Raw genomic sequence first — 21,378 nt, forward strand, 5'->3', positions numbered from 1 at the left:
GAAACACTAGGCGCTCATCGAGCGCCTTTTTCGTTAATATCGTTTACAAGTAAACAATTTAACCCTATATGAAAACAACTGCTAATTTAGCAACTAACAGCATGATCCACAAACTAGATAAAACCGATAAAAAAATGCTATATAGGTTTTATAAAGCCCAAGGTTATTCGGCGAGTTTAATGGGATATGATACGTGTTATACCATTAATAATAAGCACAGTGAGATTATTGCTGCGGTTATTGTTTCTCAACTCGTTCAACAGAATCAGCAAGCTTTGCTGCATGGATTGGTTGTTTCAACTGAGCACAGAAACAAAGGTCTAGCAAAGAACCTTATTAAACATTGTGTACATAATCACGACACTGTCGTGTGTTTTGCAAGTAGGTCCTTAAAGGATCTATATCGAAGGGCCGGGTTTTCGATGCTGCTAAATCAACAAATCGAGCAACATCTTAATCAACTGTTGATAACACGCTTTCGTATTTACCAACAAAAACAACCATTATTACAGGTGTTTATTCAGCGTTAACAACTGAGCTATTTACACGGTTAGTTAAGTAATTAATGATATCATTTGATTCATACAACCATTCAACCGAATTATTGTCATGCTCAATCCGTAAACAAGGTACTTTACGCTTACCGCCTTGTTCAATTAATGCTTGATTTGCTTCGTCTGATTTATTTATATTCTGTAGCGGTAAGGCAATGCCGTTACGTTTCATCGCACGGCGAACTTTAACGCAAAATGGGCAAGCAGGTAATTGATAAAGGCTCATATTTTCAGTTGCCTGTGCAATATCAGCCTTTTGTGCCGAAGTAAGCTTTGGCGAACGCGGAGAAAAAACAAAGTCAAAAAATAAAATAATACGGCCAATAACCCATCGTAAAATAAACATCTATAGCAAAACCTTTGGTTTGATTTTAAAGGCGCGCATTCTATCAGCTACGCCCATAAACAACAAACTTGAGCCGATTAGCTCCCTTTTTGTTATTGCAATATGGTCGCTAATAATGTTGGTAAACCTACGGCCGCTGTTTGCTCAATAACGGTAAGATTTTCTCGCGCTTTTAAAGCATTATTAAATTGTGGTTTAGGATCAAGGTAGAAAATCTCAGCTTTCTCGGGGGCAAAGCTCACTAAATTTGCTGCTGGGTATACTTGCATCGAAGTACCCACAACAATCACGATATCAGCAGCAGCAACCTGAGAAATCGCTTGATTCAACATCGGAACATCTTCGCCAAACCATACAATAAAAGGCCGTAATTGAGCACCTTGAGGACAAGCATCGCCAAGTTTAATATCGTCCACCCATGAGCATATATACTCAGGATACAAAGTACTTTGGGCTTTTTTTAACTCACCATGCAAATGTATAACATGCTCACTGCCAGCTCTCTCGTGAAGGTCATCTACATTTTGCGTAATAATGGAAATATCAGCCGCCTGCTGTGCTTTAGCAAGTGCTATATGCCCATCATTAGGCAATACTTCTTTTAGTTGCTTACGCCTTTGGTTATAGAAATCAAGCACTAATGATTGGTTTTGATTCCAGCCTTCAATACTGGCAACAGACATAACATCGTGGCCTTCCCATAAACCATCCGCATCACGAAAGGTATTAATGCCACTTTCTGCACTCATACCGGCACCACTAAGCAGTACAACCTTTTTACGACTCTGTTTCATTATAGCGTTACGACCAAACTCAAGTTTAAAACATAAATTGTATTGCCAAACACAGCTAATGTTAAGATTTACTCTCTGCAAAGTTTTTTAATGCAGCTAAGCGTTGATCCCACTGCTGCTCTATTGTTGCAATAAACTGCTTAGCGGTTGTTAAAGTTGACAATTCTAAGTTCACTTGTGTTTCACGTCCTTGCGGTGTAAGCCTAACAAGGTGGGCTGATACCAGCACTTGAAGTTGTTTTCTAGCCCCTTGCCGTGTAATACCAAGATCTGTTGAAAGTTCACCTATTGTGTAGTTTTCACCATTGGCAAGACGCTTGATCATCTCTAGCCGTGTTGAGTCACCCAACGCTTTATAAATATTTGCTTCATTCATTTAAGCAGTTTCTACGTAGCTTACTAATCTGTCAATCATATGCTCCCATCCTTTTGTGTTTTGTTTAACAAATTTTTCAATAAGTTCCACAGGTAACTCGTCAAAGCCAGATTCAGTGAGTATCACTTTGCATACACCATCTTCTTGCTCTTGAATATGAAATTCCACCAAGGTATTAGGTACACTTAATACATCACCGACAAAATTACTCTCTCCTGGTACCCACCGAAAAGCAAAATAAGAACAAGGATCAGCCTGCGTAATATAGAGAGCACTTTGACCGCATTCAGAGAAATCAAAAATAGCTTGTTCTCCAGCGCGGTAATTACCGGTTAATTTATCCGGAAACCAGGCTATTACTTGTTCTGGCTCTGCAATGGCGTGATAAATTTTCTCTTGAGTCGCATTAACAATAATTTCACGTTTAATTGTATTTTTCATTATTTTTTCCTTAGCACTTGTACAATGATTCGTCTTAAGTAAAACAGATCAAACACAAATAAGCAACCAAATGGTTGCTTATTTGTGTTTTAGAATCAATTTGAAAAACACAAGATATATACAAACGTTAAATAGCCTATTGTTTTCGTTTAACTTTAGGCTCGAAGGGGGAAAACAGCCGATTATTACTATGAACTTTCAGTCAACCCAAGCTTCGATACAAGGCAAAACTATTTGAAGTAACCACTTTAATAACATATTGTTTATCAGATTGTTAGAAGCGGACAACCTTGCAAATATTAACAATAGATTTAAAGCAATCATTAAGGAACCAAGCCAATGAAAAAACGGATAGTCTTAACAGGGGGGCCTGGCGGAGGAAAAACCACGGCTCTCGACCTTATTCGTAGAGAATTCAACGGTAAAATTGCTGCAGTACCTGAAGCCGCAACCATGATGTTTAGCGGCGGTATTGAACGCGCTTTAAATGACAACGTTTTACGCAATCAACAAACGGCGATTTTTACCTTACAAAAACAGCTGGAAGATATACAAAGAGCAACTTTCCCAGAATGTGTTATTTTATGTGATAGGGGCAGCCTTGACGGACTCGCATATTGGCCAGATGGCGAACAAGATTTTTTCGCCCAAATGAACACTACATTAGACCAAGAGTTTTCTCGTTATGATGCGGTAATATTTTTTGAAACAGCAGCAAAGTCAGGGGAAAGTATTCGAAGCAATAACCCAGTAAGAAATGAATCTGAACAAGCTGCTATCGATCTTGACAGCAAATTACAAGCTATTTGGTCACAGCATCCTAACTTTAACTTAGTGGGTAGCTCCGAATCGTTTATTCGAAAAGTGATGTTCGGCATTATGACCATTGAAAATGTAATCGGCCAGTATAAGCATTATTAAGTTAACAGATGATCTTAATGAAAATGATGTACAGAATTTCGTGCAAATTAGACAAAAGTTAAAAATAAATTATTAAAAAGTTATTTTACCATCTTGAGATATTTCCTTAGAATCCCAACTATAAAGCAATTCGCATTAAATTAATTTGGAGTTTTTCATGAGCGAAGCAAGACATTGCCCATTACTCATTTTGGGTTCAGGCCCTGCTGGTTACACTGCTGCTGTATATGCTGCGCGTGCAAATTTAAACCCTGTGATGATCACAGGCATGCAACAAGGCGGTCAATTAACCACAACAACTGATGTTGAAAACTGGCCTGGTGACGCTGATGATTTAACAGGCCCAGCATTAATGGAACGTATGCAAAAGCATGCTGAAAAATTTGATACTGAAATTATCTTTGATCATATTGAATCAGTCGACCTTAACTCTCGCCCATTTAAATTATCGGGCAGCAGCGAATATACCTGTGATGCATTAATCATTTGTACCGGTGCTTCTGCACAATATCTTGGTTTACCTTCTGAAGAAGCTTTCATGGGTAAAGGTGTTTCTGCCTGTGCAACCTGTGACGGGTTTTTCTATAAAAACCAGAAAGTTGCAGTTGTTGGCGGTGGTAATACAGCGGTTGAAGAAGCGCTATACTTGTCAAACATCGCATCAGAAGTACATTTAATTCACCGTCGTGATATTTTCCGTTCAGAAAAAATATTAACGGATCGTTTAATGGAAAAAGTGAAAAACGGTAACATTACTCTACATGTAAACCGTACATTAGATGAAGTATTAGGTGACCAAATGGGTGTGACAGGCGTGCGTATTAAAGATACTGCCTCAGATGCCACCGAAGTGTTCGATCTTTCAGGTGTTTTTATCGCGATTGGCCACAAACCAAACACCGATATTTTTAAAGGCCAGTTAGACATGAAAGATGGTTACTTAACCATTAATAGTGGAACGGCTGGAAATGCAACACAAACCAGTATCGAAGGTGTGTTTGCCGCTGGTGATGTAGCAGATCACATCTACCGTCAGGCGATTACATCAGCGGGTGCGGGTTGTATGGCTGCACTTGACGCTGAACGTTATTTAGACGCGAAATAACCAACGGTTATTTGATTTTATGTCAGAGGCTATTCCATGGCTTGAGTTAGGAAGCCTCTCATTCCCTCCCCCAGAAAACGCTTTGCATGATCCTAACGGTTTGCTAGCAATAGGGGGAGATTTAAGCCCACAAAGGCTGTTAAGTGCATACAGTGCTGGTATATTTCCTTGGTTCAGTGAAGCTGATCCTATTTTATGGTGGTCACCTAACCCGAGAGCCATCATTCCAATTGCTCACCTAAATATTAATCGCACATTAAGAAAGTTTATCAAAAAATGTCCTTACACCGTGACCGTTAACCGCGCGTTTGAAGAAGTCATTAATTTTTGTGCCGATGCGCCATTTCGTGATGATGAAACCTGGATTGTCGAGGAAATGAAGCAAGGATATATCAACTTACATCAACAAGGTGACTCTCATTCAATAGAAGTTTGGCAAGAAGATGAACTGGTAGGCGGTTTATATGGTGTTGCCATAGGTGGATACTTTTCTGGTGAATCGATGTTTTATACCAAGAGCAATGCATCTAAGGTCGCACTTGTGGCGTTAGCTCAACTGCTAAATGCTCAAAACGTTGCTTTTATCGACTGCCAATTATTGAATCCCTTTTTAGCCGACATGGGCTGTATAGAAGTATCACGCGCTGCTTTTTTACAACAACAATCAATTGAAAAACAACGCAAAGTAACGAAAGATTTTTGGCAACCAAGAACAATTTCCTTGTCTATACTGTAATTTATGAATACTAGTTACCAACTTGGGGTAAGCCAAGCATTTCCTTGTAATTACTTACCTGAACAAGAAGAACGATTGCTGATTGCTGTTGACGAACGATTGCAAACCAGTGATAAATACACTTGGCTTATGCATCAAGGTTTTCGCCGTAGTGGCGATCAAATTTACCGACCCTATTGTGAACATTGCAATGCCTGTCAATCGCTACGTGTGGTTACCGCAGAATTCACACCAACAAAAAGCCAAAAGCGACTGCTGAAAAAAAATAAACATCTCGAAGTGGTTATTAATCATAAGTTACAAGACTTTTACTACCCACTCTATGAAAAATACATTAACGAAATTCATTATGACGGTGCGATGTTCCCGCCAAGTAAATCACAGTTTGAATCGTTTCTATCATCACAGTTATGTCAGCAATTATTCATTGAGCTTTGGCATGACGATACGCTGGTAAGCGTTGCCGTTACTGATGTATTAGTTGATGGGTTATCAGCAGTTTATACATTCTATCACCCAAAATACCGCGCATCGGGCATTGGTAATTTTTCCATATTAAACCAAGTGCAAGTTGCAAAGACATATAAGAAGCCTTATTTGTATCTCGGCTATCAAATTGATGACTGTCAAAAAATGAATTACAAAAATCGCTACTTTCCACACCAGATATTACGAAATAATCGTTGGCAAACGATAAATAAATCATAGTATAGCTTTACTTTAGCGGAACATTTGTGCATGATCTGCGCAGCTTTTTTATCAATGCACAAATTAGAGGTTTAACGCCCAATGGCGAAAGAAGAAAATATTGAAATGCAAGGTACGGTTTTAGATACCTTACCAAACACTATGTTCCGTGTTGAATTAGAAAATGGACACGTAGTTACAGCTCACATTTCAGGCAAAATGCGTAAGAACTACATCCGTATTTTAACTGGCGATAAAGTTACCGTGGAATTAACACCGTACGACTTATCGAAAGGCCGTATTATTTTCCGTGCTCGATAAATTTACCACAAAAGAATGTTTATAAAGCTCCTTCATGGGGCTTTATTTTTATCTATCAAACTCTCGCTTTCTTACACTTTTTCAATTTTGTTAAACGTTTCTTTAACGCATTGATGATACTACTGTGTCTTTTATTAGCGTAAACATATTGGTTATATAAAGTGAGAATAGCAGCTAGTTCAACTGAAGCAACGACGCTTACCTTTTTAACACGTGAAATATATTGCTGATCAGTTTCTTGAAGGTTGCGCGTTACCCCCATTTTTTCAATATGTTGACAGGCAGCTTTATAAACTCTTAAAGCTGGTGAATTCACATTCCCGGTTAACCTTCTTAACCAACGCGTAAGAAAAAACAAGGCGACAATCAATGATAAGGCTGCCAACAACACAACAACTACTTTGAGGGTGACGTGTTGACCAAACCATGATTTTAAAAGCTTAAATTGCTGCTCAGTTGAATAATTAATGACAAACTTTGTCCATTGATAGTCAATGGTGTCTAAATATAACTGTACCGTTTGCAAGAGACCTGCTTGTAACCATGTCGACATATCAAAACCAGCTAATTGGTCACGTTCTTTTAATAACTGTGACGAAAAACCTTGCTCTACTCTGCTAGGATCTACTGCCGCGGTTGGGTCAACTCTAACCCAACCTTTACCGTCTAACCAAACCTCACTCCATGCATGGGCATCACGTTGATACACACTAAAATATCCGCCTTGTTTATTTAACTCCCCTCCTAAATACCCTAAAACCACCCTAGCCGGTATACCTGCCGCACGCATCAAATAGGTAAAGCTACTCGCATAATGCTCACAAAAGCCCGCTTGGGTGTTAAAAAAGAATTCATCTAATGAATTATTGGTTAATAAAGGCGGCTCTAATGTGTATCTAAAAGGGTTATTTCGATAGTGTTTAAGTGTCGAATCAATAATGTTTTGCGCATTTAATGCATTTTCTTTTAACGTTTGCCCGAACTTAAAGAGCTTAGGGTTACTATTGCTATCAATGCGTAAATTACCCTGAAGCACCGATGCATTTTGGTACAGTGTTAAAGGTTGAGTTAAGTTACTCGTTACTTGGTATGATATTGGCCGCGTTATTTTGCGCGGTGAATACACGGAATAATCACGTAAGGTAGCAAGGTGTTCTGTGTCGCGGTTGCGATTCAACTGTCCCACATCTAATAAAAATAACCAGGGCTGAAAACTTGGCGTTAATATCACTTGATACGTGACTAGTTGATCTTCACCTGAGTATTTCAAACGCTTTCTAGGCACTTGTTGATATTGCTTAATATTCGCTACTTGTTGGTATTTTCTATTCCATTGTTGATCATCGAAGGTATCTAACACTATAGCGCGCCAATACAGCTGTTGATAATCTGGCACATCAGTTGAAAACTCAACCCTGAACGCTAAATCATTAGATAATGCTAGCTTCGCGATATCCCCTATTTTCAATGAATCATTCAAGCCAGTTTCAACGCCTTTTGATTGTGGTACTTGCCAAAAAGGAGGAATTTTAGGAAATATTACAAATAACAACACCGCTAATGGCAAGCTTTGCGCCACTAACTTTAGTGAAAACTTCAACTGCTTATTAACCGGCGATAACGGGCTAAATAAACTATTTAAAAACATAAGGTTGGCTATAAAAACAACCAGCACCAGTAAGGAAAAGTAAATGGATTGCTGAAAAATTAATGAGCAACACATCAATAACAAGCCAATTAAAAACCATTGGTATATGTCATAGCGTTTCTTTAATTCTAAAGGTTTTAATAAGTAGGAAAGGCACAATAGATGCAACATAGCAGAAAGTAAGCCAATGGCTTTACCTGTCATTACTAATAATACACAACCAGCAATAGCAATAATAACTTTGATCCAACCTTTGCCAATAGCCATAATGTTGCGATGAATGGCCCACTGCCACAACAACGTTATTAACGCCATCGCAATGAACCATTGTGATAATTCAGTCAGTAACAACGATAAATTCAATACAGGTAACAAAAGTAACCAATTCGATGCAAACACCGGCATCTGTTTTTTGTTATCTTTCGAAAACATGTTTAGCAACCTATCGTGTGACGATGTAACTCTTTATCGTCAATAGAGGAATGCGTTTTACTATCTTGATCAGTGCCATATTGAGCAATTAAACGTAAACATTGTTGGCTATGTTTCTCGCCTTGCGATTCAGCGATCATTTGATGGTCTAACGCCAATGAGAAGGGTTGCTGCCCATAGCTTAAATCAAGCACCAAATAGCATAGTTGCTTTAATTGTGTTTCAAGATCACGACCTGGCATGTCGGCCAAACGCAATACATGACGATCATAACGTACATAGTGAGCTGTTTGCTTAATTTGCCATGCTTGCCCTTTCGCTACGTTTTTCCATGCCACTCGCGTTAATGGCCAACCTTGTTGATACGGCGCAAGCGCATAAAAGTCATCACCTTCGAATAATGGTTGGGCGGTAAGGCCTAGATCATCTTGAACCGTAACATTAGTTAATTCAACAAGTTGACAAGCTATAGGGTGCGGATACACCACAACAGATAGAGGAAACCTCACGTATGTCCATGTTTTAAATAGGCCTAACGGAAATTCACTTAATAGGGTAAAACGACCGACTTTTTTCACACCTCGATGATTAAATAACAATATTGCTTTTAATGAATTTTTGCTTCCAGCAACGTGAGTAAACTGTCGATTTTGTTGTTCAAATCCATAAAAAACATGATAAATTTCACGAGAACTTTTTATATCAATTTCAAGTTTAAGTTCTTGTTCAGTCTGAACAAAGTATTCCCCCTGACATGATACTTCGATGCCTAACAGGTTATGAAAACTGTAAAGCATGGCAACAATAAATGCACTTGATAACAAATAGCTAACAAACAAAATAAGGTTATTCTGATAGTTTGTACCTAAAACAAACAGTAATAAAATAAAGCCTAAAAAACAGCAACCAAAACCGGTTGGTAAAATATAAATTGTTCTATGTGTTAGTACATGTCGAGCATGTTCAGGTAGCCTTTTATCAACAAACGCAGTGAAACGTTTCATTATTGATATTTTTATCGAACTAAACATTGTTCTTCTAGCTATGAGTATTCAAAAGGTTGATGACTATTAACCGATGACAATAGCTGCTCAGCTAATGATGAATTGCCTTGGTATTGACTATCACCCTGAGGCTGTTGTCGACTGCCCACTAAACGATGCTCACAAACGGAATTAAACACTGCTTTTATATCGTCCGGTAAAACATGATCACGTTGATGAATATATGCCCACGCTTTAGCTGCAGCTATAAGCGATTTACCTGCGCGAGGCGATAATGGATTCACTGATAAGTTGGTATGTCGAGAACGTTCACATAATGCGACCACATAATCAATTAACTCATCAGCGACATAGACTATGTTTACCTCTTCTTGAATGGCCGCTAACTGGGTTAAATTAATACATGCAGGCAGTTGTTCAAACAAGCGCGCATTATCTCCTTTTAATATCGCCTTTTCTGATGCACGATCTGGAAAGCCTAACGATATTTTCATCATAAAGCGATCAAGTTGAGATTCTGGTAGGGGGTATGTACCCGCATGAAAAAGTGGGTTTTGAGTAGCAATAACAAAGAATGGTTCAGGTAACTCATAGGTGACACCATCAACACTAACGCGATTTTCTTCCATCGCTTCTAACAATGCACTCTGCGCTTTTGGGCTGGCGCGGTTTATTTCATCAGCAAGTACTACTTGATTAAATAAAGGCCCTTTGTGAAACGTAAACGCAAGTTGTTGTTGATCGAATATTGAAACACCAATGATATCTGCCGGTAACAAATCACTGGTAAATTGCACACGTTGATAGCTTAATCCTGAGGTACTTGCTAATACGTGCGCCAATGTAGTTTTACCCATTCCAGGTAGATCTTCAATCAGTAAATGCCCTTTTGCTAACAAACACGCTAACGAGAGTTTTACTTGTTCAGGCTTTCCAATCACAACACGTTCAATTTGCGCAATGATGTTTTCAATATAATCTGACATATCAACTCACTCATTTACAGACGAACAGCCATTAAAACATATATTTCAACTTGCAAACAAACCTAGCGGAATAAATCTTTATGAATACAAAATTATCGTGACTTCTCCATGTAATAAACCAAGACAAATAGTTCAAAATTTGATTTTCATCAACATTTAAGACTTAAAAGGCCTTTAATATGCTTACTTCTGAATAGGTGTCTGTCTCTTTGGCATTAAACTGCTAGTACTGGTTACTGATAATAAACGACTTATACCTTTCGACTTTTAAACCGTGACGTAATCAACGAAGGTTAACACAGCATGGAACTAGATTTTCAAGCCATTGAGTACTTAAAAAACCCAGATCAAATGCTACTAAAAGGTGACTTTCAGCAGTTTTTATTATCCCTAGATGTGCCGACCATCATTGATATTTCGGGAAAAAATGTTGATAGAACACGCGTTATCACGACATTATTACATGGTAATGGACCGTCAGGATTTATTGCCATGCACCGTTGGCTTACGGGTGATTCACATGACAATAAACCTGAAACCAACTTACGTTTTATTATTGTGTCAGTTGAAGCAGCAACAAGCACTCCCTTATTAACAACCTGTTATTTAGCAAATGGTATTGATATTAATCGTTGTTTTGGCAGTAATTTAAATCATGGATATTACCAACGCGCAAATCTTATCGCTCAGGCGATCAAGGAAGTATCACCTGAAGTTGTTATTGATATTCATAACACGCCGAGTGATGGCCCTTCATTTGGGGTTACTCCTTTAGTTTCAAACGATGGTTTAACTGCTAGCTCATTTTTTTGTGACACTTTGGTTTTATCTGGTCTATCCCGAGGTGCGTTAATGGAGCAAAACTTTGGCTGTCCGGTGATCACCATTGAATGTGGTGGTTCAAAAGATGAACAAGCCCATGCAGTTGCTTTGCAGGGTATAACAGAGCTTGCCCACTGCCCTAACTTATCAAATTATCATCAAAAAAATAATGTCAAGATCATCTATAAACCTTTATGTTTAATGGTTAATGCTGATGTTGATTTACATTTTTCACAACACGACGAAGGTTATTCAGGTGTTACATTTATCAATAAAATAGAACAACTTAATTATGGCGGGGTAAAAGAAGGACAAATGCTTGGTTGGCTTGATGAACATGGTCTAAATAACTTAATGTTAATCAATGATGTTGGAGACAATGTTATTGATAAATATTTTGCTGTTAGAGACAATCAATTAATTAGCCTAACGTGCCTAAAAGTGTTTATGGCAACAAATAATGTTGACGTTGCAAAAAATGACTGCTTGTTTTATATCGTCAACATGTCAAATAGCTAATTTTGCTAATGTGAGCGTTTATGTGTCATGAAAATGCTGTTTGGATCACTCTGATAACCAGCAAATGGCCCGCATTCGGTAAAGCCGTGACGTAGATATAAATCACGGGCAGGTTTAAAAAAAACCATTGATCCTGTTTCTAAGTGAAGGGATGTATAACCCTTTATTGTGGCTTGATTCATCACGTAGTTTAGTAAACGAGTTGCCACCCCTTGACCTCTCGCTTCGTTTATTGTGCGCATAGACTTTATTTCTGCGACCGTTTCACTATGCGTTTTAATGGCGACACAACCTAGGGTTTTACCTGAATACTTAAAGGAGTAAAAAGTAATATTAGGTTGTTTAAGTGCTTGGGTATCAAGTGCATGTACACTTTCTGCGGGAGAATTCGCAAACATATCTTTGAGGTGTTCTTCGAGTATGCTAACGATTTGACCGTCAGTTAAATCATCTTCTTCAATCAATATATCAGATTTTTTCAAGATATTTTGTTTATATTAGGCGGAAACTATTGAACATGTTAACAAAAAATTCATCACTGAAAAGTGAAATAAATTCATCTATAAGACAACGTTAGCTTGATGAAAAGGGACTAACGCCCCTTTTCATCAAGCTAACAAAAATAGAAATATTTAATTTGAATAAACTTCAAGTTCATCTATTTCAATAAAAGCGTCGCCTTGATTAGAATTCACCTGAATTCTAAATATTTTAGCTTCGACCTTTGTCGGCAAATTTGCTCTTTGGTCAATCGACTTGCCTAAATTGTATTGGCCTTGTTCTTCAAATTGATCGCCCTCAAGCGAGGTTAATATTGTTACATGTCGTGGCCCACGACCAAGCTCTGTTGCTTTTGTATTAAGCATCACTCTAAAACCGGATATGGTGACAGGTTCTTCATACTCAACTTGCAGCCAATATGTAGTTTCTTTATTTTCGGTATCTTTTTTGACTAACCAAATTCCCCGATTAATCAGGCTACCTTCACCGTCAACAATTTGCTCATTAAAAATATGACCATCAAATGCTGCAGCTGGCACGTCTGCGCCGTAATTATCACTTGCATGATAGCTCGACTCAGTCAATCCGTTAGTGTAGATTTGTGCAATATTACCGTATTGTCCAGTACGCTCTAGCGAATCACCCACTTGGCCATCATCAACTATTCCGTCACCTTTTAATAGCGCAATATATTCAATCGCGCATTCACTATCTTCATTTTCTGCGTAGCCAATTCGTATCGTTTCTTGTGTTCTACGCACTAAGTTCAAAACATCAAACCAATCATTTGAATAATCATAACCACGTTCAAAAGTAAATAACCACGGCTGATCTGACTCTTGCTTCCAACAAGTAATTGATTGTTCATCAGATTCTTCTACACCCACCTTAATCAGTTGCGACTTACCGATTAAAATATCAGTTACCTTGCCTTTGTACTCCACAACATCCGCTTGTGTGAATAGTGGTAAACAAAAGAGTGATAGCAGTGCGATCTTTTTCATACATTAATCCCTAATAAAAGTTGTCATACTGCTTTTCAAGATTAATGCCAATGTAACTGACAAGTTTTTGACTTTACTGGTTAAAGTTGAGCTCAAACAATCCAAGCGCTACGTGCTCCTCACATTTTAAATACAATAAATAAGGAGCAATAATTTGGAGTAATCATTAAATCGTAAAATAGTCGAGCTGCGATAATACATGACTGCTAGCATTTTTCATTTCGTTACTTTTCTCATTTGAGGTATTCACGAATACTGCATTTTGATCAACTAATGCTTTTATATCATGCATATTTTTACTTATTTCAACAACAACTGTACTTTGTTCTTCAGCTGAGGTTGCAATTTCATGCGCCTGGCTATTCACATCATTTACTTTATGGCGAATATCTTCCATTAACTCGTTACTATGAGATACGCGTTCATTGAGTGAGTGCGCTAAATCACTACTTTGATTCATTTGTACCTGTGCTTGATCGCCGGCAGTCGTTAAACTACCGAGTAAGGTTTCGATCTCGTTTACTGAAGTTTGCGATCGCTGAGCTAAGCCTCTTACTTCATCTGCTACAACCGCAAACCCGCGGCCTTGTTCTCCCGCTCTTGCAGCTTCTATCGCAGCATTTAACGCCAGTAAGTTTGTTTGTTCAGAGATCGCTTTAATGACATCAAGGATTTTTTCAATATTAACGGTTTCAGACTTTAAATTATCAACCGTATTACCCGTTTCTTTCAAAGCATTTACCAGTATTTCGATTTCCTTAACAGATTCTTGTGAGGCAGATAAACTGACACCCGCCAAGTCATTAATTTCACCGGCTGCTGCAGCTGTTTGCGTAATATTTTGCGCAATGTTCTGACTGGTTTGCGCCATTTCTTCTATCGCAGTAACCACGAGATCAATGTTATCAGTAATAGCATGTGCGCCATCTTGCAACTGATTATTATAACTCAGCACTTCATCGCTATTACTCGCCACAATATCGCCAGAAGATTTAATATCTGCCATTGTGTTACGCAATCTCTCTACCGTTGTATTTATCGACTTTGCTAACTCTGACATTTCATCACGCGTTGATACTGCGCAAGAAACATTCAGTAAACCTTTCGACAGTTTAAACGCAACGTCTTTAACTTGGGTGACTGCATTACTAATACCACGTGCAATCAGTTGACTTAGTATGATAGATACAACAAGGGAAAGTAGTAAACCAATATAGAAAACATAGGAAGCAATGGAAATGGCTTGTTCAATCTCTTGCTTAGTGTCTAATGCTGAACGGTCTACATGCTGTTTAAAATCATCGAAGAAATCCACTAAGACATAATAACTATCAACAAACGATTTAAATATTGGATATGGTGCTTTATTATCAGGTGCACTTTCCATCGCTTTTACAAAGTCATCTGCTTTTGTCTGATAATCCTCAATTAAGCTTTTTAGCTGGGTTATTTTACTTTTATCACCTTGATATGACGCGACAATTTTATTCACTAAATTCGGGGTTTGTTGATGATTTTCAGCAATTGTTGATAAGTACCCTTCGGTTTGTTCTTCTAACGTTAGTAAGTAACTTATCTGTAGACCTCTTATATTTAACATAGTATCAACTTGGACTTCTTTGATACGTTCAAACTGCATGGATGTGGTAAAGTTATTTTGATAAAACTGATTAAATTTATCTCCAATTTCATTGCTATAAAATTTAATCACCAACAGCGCTAACGTAAACACAACGACTATTGCCAATGATAAGGCTTGCAGTTTTCTTAATATTGTCCAGCTCATTGTTATTCTTCAATAATTAGTTAACTTTCTTAAATACTAGTATAGATTTATAAAAAACAAAGCTATATATTCACAACAAGCAACGAAAGAAACCTCGCGTTAACAGAACCATGGAATAAGGTGCATTAAAAGGCTTTGAAGTATGCCAGCAAATATTAATCACGAAATGGGTTGATAAGTGAATGATGTCATTCCTATAATTGCTGTATTCAATACAGTACTTATCATCAATCTACATGAATGTGATAACCAGTTTCCAATAATGTCTAAGGTAATATTCTTTCTATGGTTAGTCAGCAACAACCCACCATTTTGTGGCACGATTACGAAACATGGGGCATCAACCCTAAATATGACAAACCATCACAATTTGCAGGTATTCGAACAGATCTTGATTTGAACATTATTGGTGAGCCTGAAATGTTCTATTGTCAGCCGCCTAGTGATTACCTCCCGCACCCTGAAGCAGCATTAGTAACAGGCATTACCCCTCAAAAAGCATTACGAGATGGCATGTCAGAAGCCGATTTTGCTCATCGCATTCATCAGCTTTTTTCTCAAGCGAATACTTGTGTAGCAGGCTATAACAACATTCGCTTTGATGATGAAGTAACCCGTTATTTGTTTTATCGAAACTTTTATGACCCCTACGCGCGTGAATGGCAAAATGGTAATAGCCGCTGGGATATTATCGATATGGTTAGGGCTTGTTACGCTTTAAGACCAGAAGGTATTGAGTGGCCAAAGGTTGTAGATAAACTAACAGGTGAAGAGCGCGTTAGCTTTCGGCTGGAATTGCTGACTCAAGCGAATGGCATAAACCATGAAGCCGCGCATGATGCAATGAGTGATGTTTATGCAACGATTGCTATGGCAAAGCTCATTAAAGAAAAACAACCCAAACTTTACGAGTTTTTATTTGATTTACGTAGTAAAAAGCACGTGAGTGAATTATTAGATGTTTACAACATGACCCCTGTTGTTCATACATCGAGTAAAATTTCATCTATCCATGGCTGCACTAGTTGGTTTGCGCCGGTTGCGTATCATCCACAAAATAAAAACGCCGTAATCGCCATTGATTTAGCACAAGATCCCACTCCCTTGTTTGAATTGAGTAGCGAGGAAATCAAAGCACGATTATATACAAGACATGATGAGTTGGCGGAAGACGAGTTACCCATTCCCGTTAAACTTATTCATGTTAATAAATGCCCTGTTGTTGCGCCTGCTAAAACGTTATTACCCGAAAATGCAGAACGATTAGCGATCCCGCGCGAGACTTGTTTAGAGAACCTAGCAAAACTAAAAATGCACGTTGAAATACGGGACAAGTTAAGTGATGTATTTGCACCAGAATCTTTTGATGATGACGAACAGCCTGATGCTGAAGAAGCATTATATGGCGGTGCTTTTTTCAGCTCAAGCGATAAAGCGCAAATGGACATATTGCACCAATTGCCAATAGAACAATTGGCAACACACCCGTTTCAGTTTCAAGATGAGCGTTTATCAACCTTGTTATTCAGGTTTAGAGCTAGAAACTATCCTCAAACGCTTAATAACGAAGAACAATTAAAATGGCAGAGCTATTGCCAAAGTAAATTGCAGTATGGTGGTAAAGGTATCCTTTCTGCTGATGAATTTATGCTAAAAATTGAAAATCTTGTGCATGAACATGAGAGTGATCAGAGCAAAGTGGCAGTGTTAAAAGCCTTGTATGAGTATTTACAAGGAAGTGTTTAGTTAAATCAATTCAAAAAAAGGCGTCACTTAGAGTAAGTGACGCCTTTTTAAAGCTAAACATATCGTAACGAATTATTGGCAATGCCTTGGTACATTGACACTCAAATTACTGATGCTTTGTTCTAAATCTTCAATTTGAGCACAATCTATATTTTCATTTCCATAGAGGTTTAAGTAATTTAACTTCAACAAATTACTTAGTAGCGTTACATCATTTATATCATTATATGATAAATATAGTTCTGTTAGTTCACCTAACGACTGTAACTTACTGATATTTAAAACCTTATTGTTTTTTAGGTTTAAGTAAACCAATGACGGCATATTATCAATGTAAGTTATTTCATCAATAATGTTAGACTCTAGAGTTAGGTACTTAAGTGCTGGTAAGGTATTTTCAATATTAACAGAAGCAATTCGATTGCCACGCAAATTTAAATTAGAGAGTTTAGGGAGCTCTGAAAAGTCAGGTATAAAAGTTAATTGCCCATATATAACCTCAAGCGTAGTTAGATTTTTCAGTTCATTTAAAGGTGCGTAGTCAATATCATCCCCCAGATAATACAAGCTTAATTGACTAATATTATTCATCTGCTCTATACCATTAAGTGACTTAATACCACTCGAATAGCAGCTAATATACGTAATATCAGCGATATCATTACCTCTGTTTCGTATGCATGCTGCAAGTGTTTCATCATCAAACAGTTCAAAGTTTATTGGACGTTCAACACAATTAGAAGAATATTTTAAAGTAGATTCAGGTCTCGCTTGCAAATAGCTATTAATGTCTTCACACAATAATGAAGAATTATTCGTTAAATCAATAGTCGTTAGTTTTATTAAATCAGTTAATGTACTAATATCAACTAACTGACTCATGCTTGTCATTTTAAGCGACTGTAATGAAGAAAGGTTAGCTAGCATATCTAATGAAGTTACATGATTATTAACGTAAACTTCCAATTGTTTTAGGTTGACTAACGATGATAGAAAATCCATCGATTCAACGTTGTTAATATTCATCACTGTTAACGTCTCTAATTTTGTCAAAGCACTAACAGGTGTCATATCATTTAAAGAATACATTCTGGTTAATGAAAGTGATTCCACATTAACAGCCCCCTCAAGGCCATCTAAAGAGGTTAAGCTCGTTAGGTCCTCTAACACAACTGATTTCAACGACAGTAGATTTGTCATATCAAACAATGTCGTTATATTAGCCGAGCTAATAGAAAGTTCTTCAAGCGCAGTTAAATTAACTAGCTCTTCAAGATTTTCATAGCTATTTTGAGCAAGTATTAATGCTGAAAGCTTTGTTAAGCCAGCAAGAGGAGAAACATCAATTGCAGCGTTATAATAAAGTCGCCCAATGTTTAGGTATTCAAGGTTGGTAAGGTTTTCTAGTGAGCTTATATCATCTAAATTACGGTTATTTGAAATATCCAAATAAGTCAGTTGAGTTGCAGTAGACAGTCCACTAATGTCAGATAAACGACTATTTTCTTGGATATTTAGTTTTTCTAAATTGGGTAATGATTCAACGAAAGAAACACTGGTCAAGTCTGCACGCTGCAATGAAAGTTCTTTTAATTTAGTGAGTTGCTTTAAACTATCTAAATTACTAATAGCGCTAACATTATTCATATTTAGCGCTTCTAGGTCTATCAATCCTTGAAGTTCGCTCAAGTCTATTTCTGCGTAATTATCAGAAATATCGAGCGATACTAATGAGGTCATATCACTGATAGGTGTGAAGTCAGTTGTGCCAATGCCATTTAACTTAAGATGTGTTATCGAATCTTTTAAAGCTAAGGCGCTTAAATCGGTAACATAATTATTATGACTAATGTCTAAATGCGTAAGGCTTTCTAGCTTTGCTAAAAAGCTCAATGCGTTAAAACGAGAACCAACATTTGATAACTTCAAATCAGTTAAGTTCACCAAGTTTTCTATCCCTTGTGGGTTTACAAGGTAAACATTACTTAAATCAAGCACAGTTAATTGTGTTAACTCAGAAAAGCTATTAGCATCTAAAGAATAATGGTATGTGCCGCTACTAAACAAAAAGGTTTGTAACTTTGCTAGACGTTCAAACGCTAAATTATTTGAGTAAACACTATTATTGCTCAAATCTAAATGTATAAGGTTAGCTAAACCAAATACCGTATCTATGTTTTGAATACCATTATCCGATAAATCTAAATATGTCAGCAGCTCTAATTCTGGTAGCGTTGATATATCATTAAGCTTAGCGTTGGAGATAGATACTTTGGTAAGGTTGGGGAATAACGCTAAATCAGCTAACGACGTAAATTCTATGCCATCACAGTGAATTTCAGCAAGCCCAAGATCATTTTCCGCTGAACTTGGTAAACACTGTTTAAAGCCATTATCTTCAAAAACTGCATTATCAATTGCGTCATAAGCACTGATGCTAATATCGACAGATTTACTCACAGATGCGCCGTTATTATCTGTTGCTTGCAACGTAAACGATAGTGTTTCATCTGCTGACACCGAGGGAGCAATAAAAGACAATTCCTTTTGATCGTCAACTAGTGAAGAAACCGTGGTACCCGCTGTTTGTTGCCACACATAACTTGTAATAGTACCATCACTATCTGAAGCATTCCCTGTAATAATAATGGCGTCACGTTCGTAAGCCGTAACTTCACCAAAATCCGAAATCACGGGAGATTGATTAGCTTGTTGCTTCGGGATGTTTGCTGAGGCAGAGCTAGAGCCTCCACCACCACAACCTATAGATAAGAGTGTTAACATCGATAATAACACTACATTTTTATTTTTAATCACAGTCAAGTACCATCCTTTAGATAAAATTTGGACGGCCACAACCAGTTAGCAGTCCATTGCTATTTGTACAATTGTTACATAAATGTTAACTACGAGACAAGAAGATATTGTCTTTAATGTTACAATAACTTTCCAATCTATAGCTGTAGATAATAAAAAAGGCACTTTACGTGCCTCTTCGTTTTACGATGCTTTTCTTCTTACATTATCAAACCAAGTGTAGCTTAACCCAAAAGAACGATTGTCGAAGGTTCAGGAACACGAGCAAGGTACTCATCCACACATATGAGCTATAACTCGCAATCTTCCTAAAATATAAAGCTCTATTAACGTATAAAGCTAATTAATACTATCCCAAACCTGCTGTTCTACTTGTTTAATATGACGTTCCATCATAATCTGCCACTTGCCATTTTGTTTCACCAATAACGCTTCAAAATGAGCGATAAACGGTGATTTTTTACCTTGGCTACCTATACTGTAATAATAGAAATAACCGGTTTGATGTGCCGTTGTGTTACTCAATAACGATGATGTAAACTTAAACGTTACCCCTGCTTTCATATTACCTGCTTTGGTGTCATCAAAGCCTTGTTTCCAGCGTGTTAGCGCATTAGCAATCGGGTAGCTTGTTTTTGCAATATCCGATACTAAAATAGCGTCTGAATGAAAAGTTGCTGAATAACCGTCAAAATCACCTGTTGCAACCGTTTTTTCTGCTTCTTGCCAAAAGGCAGCTAACTCTTTTTCTACCTCAGTATTTGCTTGAGCCTGAAAGTGAGTAAAGACACTGATCAACAGTAATAATGTTATATAATGTATTGTTGGCATGCGGTAATCCTTTTATTTGTTATTGTATGTTGTTTATAAACTATTACTCAGGTTTTTTATAGCGAGCAATTAAGCTTGAAGTATCCCAACGATTGCCGCCTAATGCCTGTACCTCTTCATAATAATTATCAAGTTGTTTGGTGATAGTAAGATCTACACCGAGATTTTCAGCTTCATCAAACGCCATACCAAGATCTTTGCGTACCCAGTCAACAGCAAAACCAAAATCAAATTCACGGTCACACATGGTTTTACCACGATTATCCATTTGCCAAGAGCCAGCTGCACCTTTAGAAATTGTTGCCAATAATTTATCGGTATCAAGCCCTGCGTGTTGGGCAAAGTTTAGACCTTCTGCTAACCCCTGTACGGCATTGACAAAGCAAATTTGATTCACCATTTTCGCGAGTTGCCCTGAACCGATGTCGCCCATTAGCTGGCTAAATCGTGCGTATGCGTCCATCACGGGTTGTACTTTGTCAAAAGTTACTTGCTCGCCTCCACACATAATGGTTAGTACACCATTTTCAGCACCTGCTTGACCCCCTGAAACCGGGGCATCAATAAAGCCAATACCATATTCATTTGCAACATCATGCATTTCTTTAGCAAGAGACGCAGAGGCGGTAGTATGATCAACAACCGTACTTCTTTTAGTTAAGCCTGAGAAAACACCATTTTCGCCCGTTAATACTTGCCTAACGTCATCGTCGTTACCTACACAAACAAACACTATTTCGCAGCCTTGCGCCGCTTGTTTTGGCGTATCGGCATATTGTCCATTAAACGCTTCACTCCAGCTAACTGCTTTTGCTGTCGTGCGATTATAAACCGTAACCTCATGCCCTGCTTTGACTAAATGCCCTGCCATTGGGTAACCCATTACGCCCAATCCGATAAATGCAACTTTCATAATGATCTCTATACAACATACTGAAAACATAGTTTATAACATGATTCAGCACATCAGATAGTTGTTAAATTAACTTTTATCTATTATC

Annotated in this window: 21 protein-coding genes; 8 read left to right on the forward strand and 13 right to left on the reverse strand. The window is 37.7% G+C overall.

What is annotated here, in order from left to right; translation table 11 throughout:
* The first annotated feature begins 101 nt into the window (after positions 1-101).
* Positions 102-530 carry a GNAT family N-acetyltransferase gene (locus QUE72_RS10760; RefSeq protein ID WP_286268954.1) on the forward strand — a complete coding sequence of 143 codons (429 nt, stop codon included), beginning with the start codon at positions 102-104 and terminating at the stop codon, positions 528-530.
* Here the strand turns inward: QUE72_RS10760 and QUE72_RS10765 are convergent.
* The 4 genes from QUE72_RS10765 to QUE72_RS10780 all read right to left on the reverse strand — a co-directional run bounded on the left by QUE72_RS10765 (position 517) and on the right by QUE72_RS10780 (position 2,511).
* On the reverse strand, positions 517-900 hold the full coding sequence (locus QUE72_RS10765) for a glutaredoxin family protein (RefSeq protein WP_074500508.1): 384 nt from the start codon (positions 898-900) through the stop codon (positions 517-519). The two genes, QUE72_RS10760 and QUE72_RS10765, sit on opposite strands and share 14 nt — an antisense overlap.
* Positions 901-992: 92 nt before the next feature.
* The gene (locus QUE72_RS10770; protein WP_286268956.1) at positions 993-1,694 is read right to left on the reverse strand and encodes an SIR2 family NAD-dependent protein deacylase; all 702 of its coding nucleotides are present in this window, start codon (positions 1,692-1,694) and stop codon (positions 993-995) included.
* A 61-nt stretch (positions 1,695-1,755) separates the two neighbouring features.
* The gene (locus tag QUE72_RS10775) at positions 1,756-2,070 is read right to left on the reverse strand and encodes an ArsR/SmtB family transcription factor (RefSeq protein WP_074500503.1); all 315 of its coding nucleotides are present in this window, start codon (positions 2,068-2,070) and stop codon (positions 1,756-1,758) included.
* The gene (locus tag QUE72_RS10780) at positions 2,071-2,511 is read right to left on the reverse strand and encodes an SRPBCC domain-containing protein (RefSeq protein ID WP_074500500.1); all 441 of its coding nucleotides are present in this window, start codon (positions 2,509-2,511) and stop codon (positions 2,071-2,073) included.
* Positions 2,512-2,850: 339 nt separating this feature from the next.
* Here QUE72_RS10780 and QUE72_RS10785 point away from each other — a divergent pair, with 339 nt between their 5' ends.
* The 5 genes from QUE72_RS10785 to infA all read left to right on the forward strand — a co-directional run bounded on the left by QUE72_RS10785 (position 2,851) and on the right by infA (position 6,281).
* On the forward strand, positions 2,851-3,432 hold the full coding sequence (locus QUE72_RS10785; RefSeq protein WP_074500498.1) for an AAA family ATPase: 582 nt from the start codon (positions 2,851-2,853) through the stop codon (positions 3,430-3,432).
* A gap of 157 nt (positions 3,433-3,589) precedes the next feature.
* Entirely contained in the window at positions 3,590-4,537 is a 948-nt protein-coding gene (gene trxB, locus QUE72_RS10790; protein WP_286268960.1) for a thioredoxin-disulfide reductase, read from the forward strand.
* A gap of 19 nt (positions 4,538-4,556) precedes the next feature.
* Positions 4,557-5,273, forward strand: coding sequence for a leucyl/phenylalanyl-tRNA--protein transferase (aat, locus tag QUE72_RS10795; RefSeq protein WP_286268962.1), 717 nt, complete (start codon positions 4,557-4,559; stop codon positions 5,271-5,273).
* 3 nt (positions 5,274-5,276) lie between these two features.
* Positions 5,277-5,981, forward strand: a complete 705-nt coding sequence (locus QUE72_RS10800) for an arginyltransferase (protein ID WP_074500491.1) — start codon at positions 5,277-5,279, stop codon at positions 5,979-5,981.
* An 81-nt stretch (positions 5,982-6,062) separates the two neighbouring features.
* On the forward strand, positions 6,063-6,281 hold the full coding sequence (gene infA / locus QUE72_RS10805) for a translation initiation factor IF-1 (RefSeq protein ID WP_011043571.1): 219 nt from the start codon (positions 6,063-6,065) through the stop codon (positions 6,279-6,281).
* A 55-nt stretch (positions 6,282-6,336) separates the two neighbouring features.
* Here infA and QUE72_RS10810 read toward each other — a convergent pair whose 3' ends face one another.
* From QUE72_RS10810 to QUE72_RS10820, 3 genes are read right to left on the reverse strand one after another with little or no spacing between them, the layout of a single operon-like run.
* Entirely contained in the window at positions 6,337-8,361 is a 2,025-nt protein-coding gene (locus QUE72_RS10810; protein ID WP_286268964.1) for a transglutaminase family protein, read from the reverse strand.
* Positions 8,362-8,363: 2 nt separating this feature from the next.
* Entirely contained in the window at positions 8,364-9,365 is a 1,002-nt protein-coding gene (locus QUE72_RS10815) for a DUF58 domain-containing protein (RefSeq protein WP_286268965.1), read from the reverse strand.
* A gap of 38 nt (positions 9,366-9,403) precedes the next feature.
* Positions 9,404-10,351 (reverse strand): AAA family ATPase, encoded by a 948-nt coding sequence (locus QUE72_RS10820; RefSeq protein ID WP_286268967.1) that lies wholly within the window; start codon positions 10,349-10,351, stop codon positions 9,404-9,406.
* A 303-nt stretch (positions 10,352-10,654) separates the two neighbouring features.
* Between QUE72_RS10820 and QUE72_RS10825 the strand changes: the two genes are divergently transcribed.
* Complete coding sequence (locus QUE72_RS10825) at positions 10,655-11,692, forward strand: M14 family metallopeptidase (protein ID WP_286268971.1); 1,038 nt, start codon at positions 10,655-10,657, stop codon at positions 11,690-11,692.
* A gap of 5 nt (positions 11,693-11,697) precedes the next feature.
* On the opposite strand, the gene QUE72_RS10830 is transcribed toward QUE72_RS10825, so the two are convergent.
* From QUE72_RS10830 to QUE72_RS10840, 3 genes are all read right to left on the reverse strand, one after another.
* On the reverse strand, positions 11,698-12,174 hold the full coding sequence (locus QUE72_RS10830) for a GNAT family N-acetyltransferase (RefSeq protein WP_407704914.1): 477 nt from the start codon (positions 12,172-12,174) through the stop codon (positions 11,698-11,700).
* A 150-nt stretch (positions 12,175-12,324) separates the two neighbouring features.
* Positions 12,325-13,197, reverse strand: coding sequence for a discoidin domain-containing protein (locus QUE72_RS10835; protein ID WP_286268973.1), 873 nt, complete (start codon positions 13,195-13,197; stop codon positions 12,325-12,327).
* Between the two features lie 166 nt (positions 13,198-13,363).
* Positions 13,364-14,983: a methyl-accepting chemotaxis protein gene (locus QUE72_RS10840; RefSeq protein WP_286268975.1), complete on the reverse strand. Its 1,620-nt coding sequence runs from the start codon at positions 14,981-14,983 to the stop codon at positions 13,364-13,366.
* Positions 14,984-15,268: 285 nt separating this feature from the next.
* On the opposite strand from QUE72_RS10840, the gene sbcB reads away from it, so the two are divergent.
* Positions 15,269-16,729 (forward strand): exodeoxyribonuclease I, encoded by a 1,461-nt coding sequence (gene sbcB, locus QUE72_RS10845; RefSeq protein WP_286268977.1) that lies wholly within the window; start codon positions 15,269-15,271, stop codon positions 16,727-16,729.
* A 72-nt stretch (positions 16,730-16,801) separates the two neighbouring features.
* Here the strand turns inward: sbcB and QUE72_RS10850 are convergent, their stop codons facing one another.
* The 3 genes from QUE72_RS10850 to QUE72_RS10860 all read right to left on the reverse strand — a co-directional run bounded on the left by QUE72_RS10850 (position 16,802) and on the right by QUE72_RS10860 (position 21,290).
* Entirely contained in the window at positions 16,802-19,546 is a 2,745-nt protein-coding gene (locus tag QUE72_RS10850; RefSeq protein ID WP_286268979.1) for a leucine-rich repeat domain-containing protein, read from the reverse strand.
* Between the two features lie 339 nt (positions 19,547-19,885).
* On the reverse strand, positions 19,886-20,377 hold the full coding sequence (locus QUE72_RS10855; protein WP_074500469.1) for a Cif family virulence factor: 492 nt from the start codon (positions 20,375-20,377) through the stop codon (positions 19,886-19,888).
* 43 nt (positions 20,378-20,420) lie between these two features.
* Complete coding sequence (locus tag QUE72_RS10860; protein WP_407704915.1) at positions 20,421-21,290, reverse strand: NAD(P)-dependent oxidoreductase; 870 nt, start codon at positions 21,288-21,290, stop codon at positions 20,421-20,423.
* Positions 21,291-21,378: the final 88 nt, after the last annotated feature.

This window comes from Thalassotalea hakodatensis (genome assembly GCF_030295995.1).
GTDB classification, from domain to species: Bacteria; Pseudomonadota; Gammaproteobacteria; order Enterobacterales; family Alteromonadaceae; genus Thalassotalea_C; species Thalassotalea_C hakodatensis.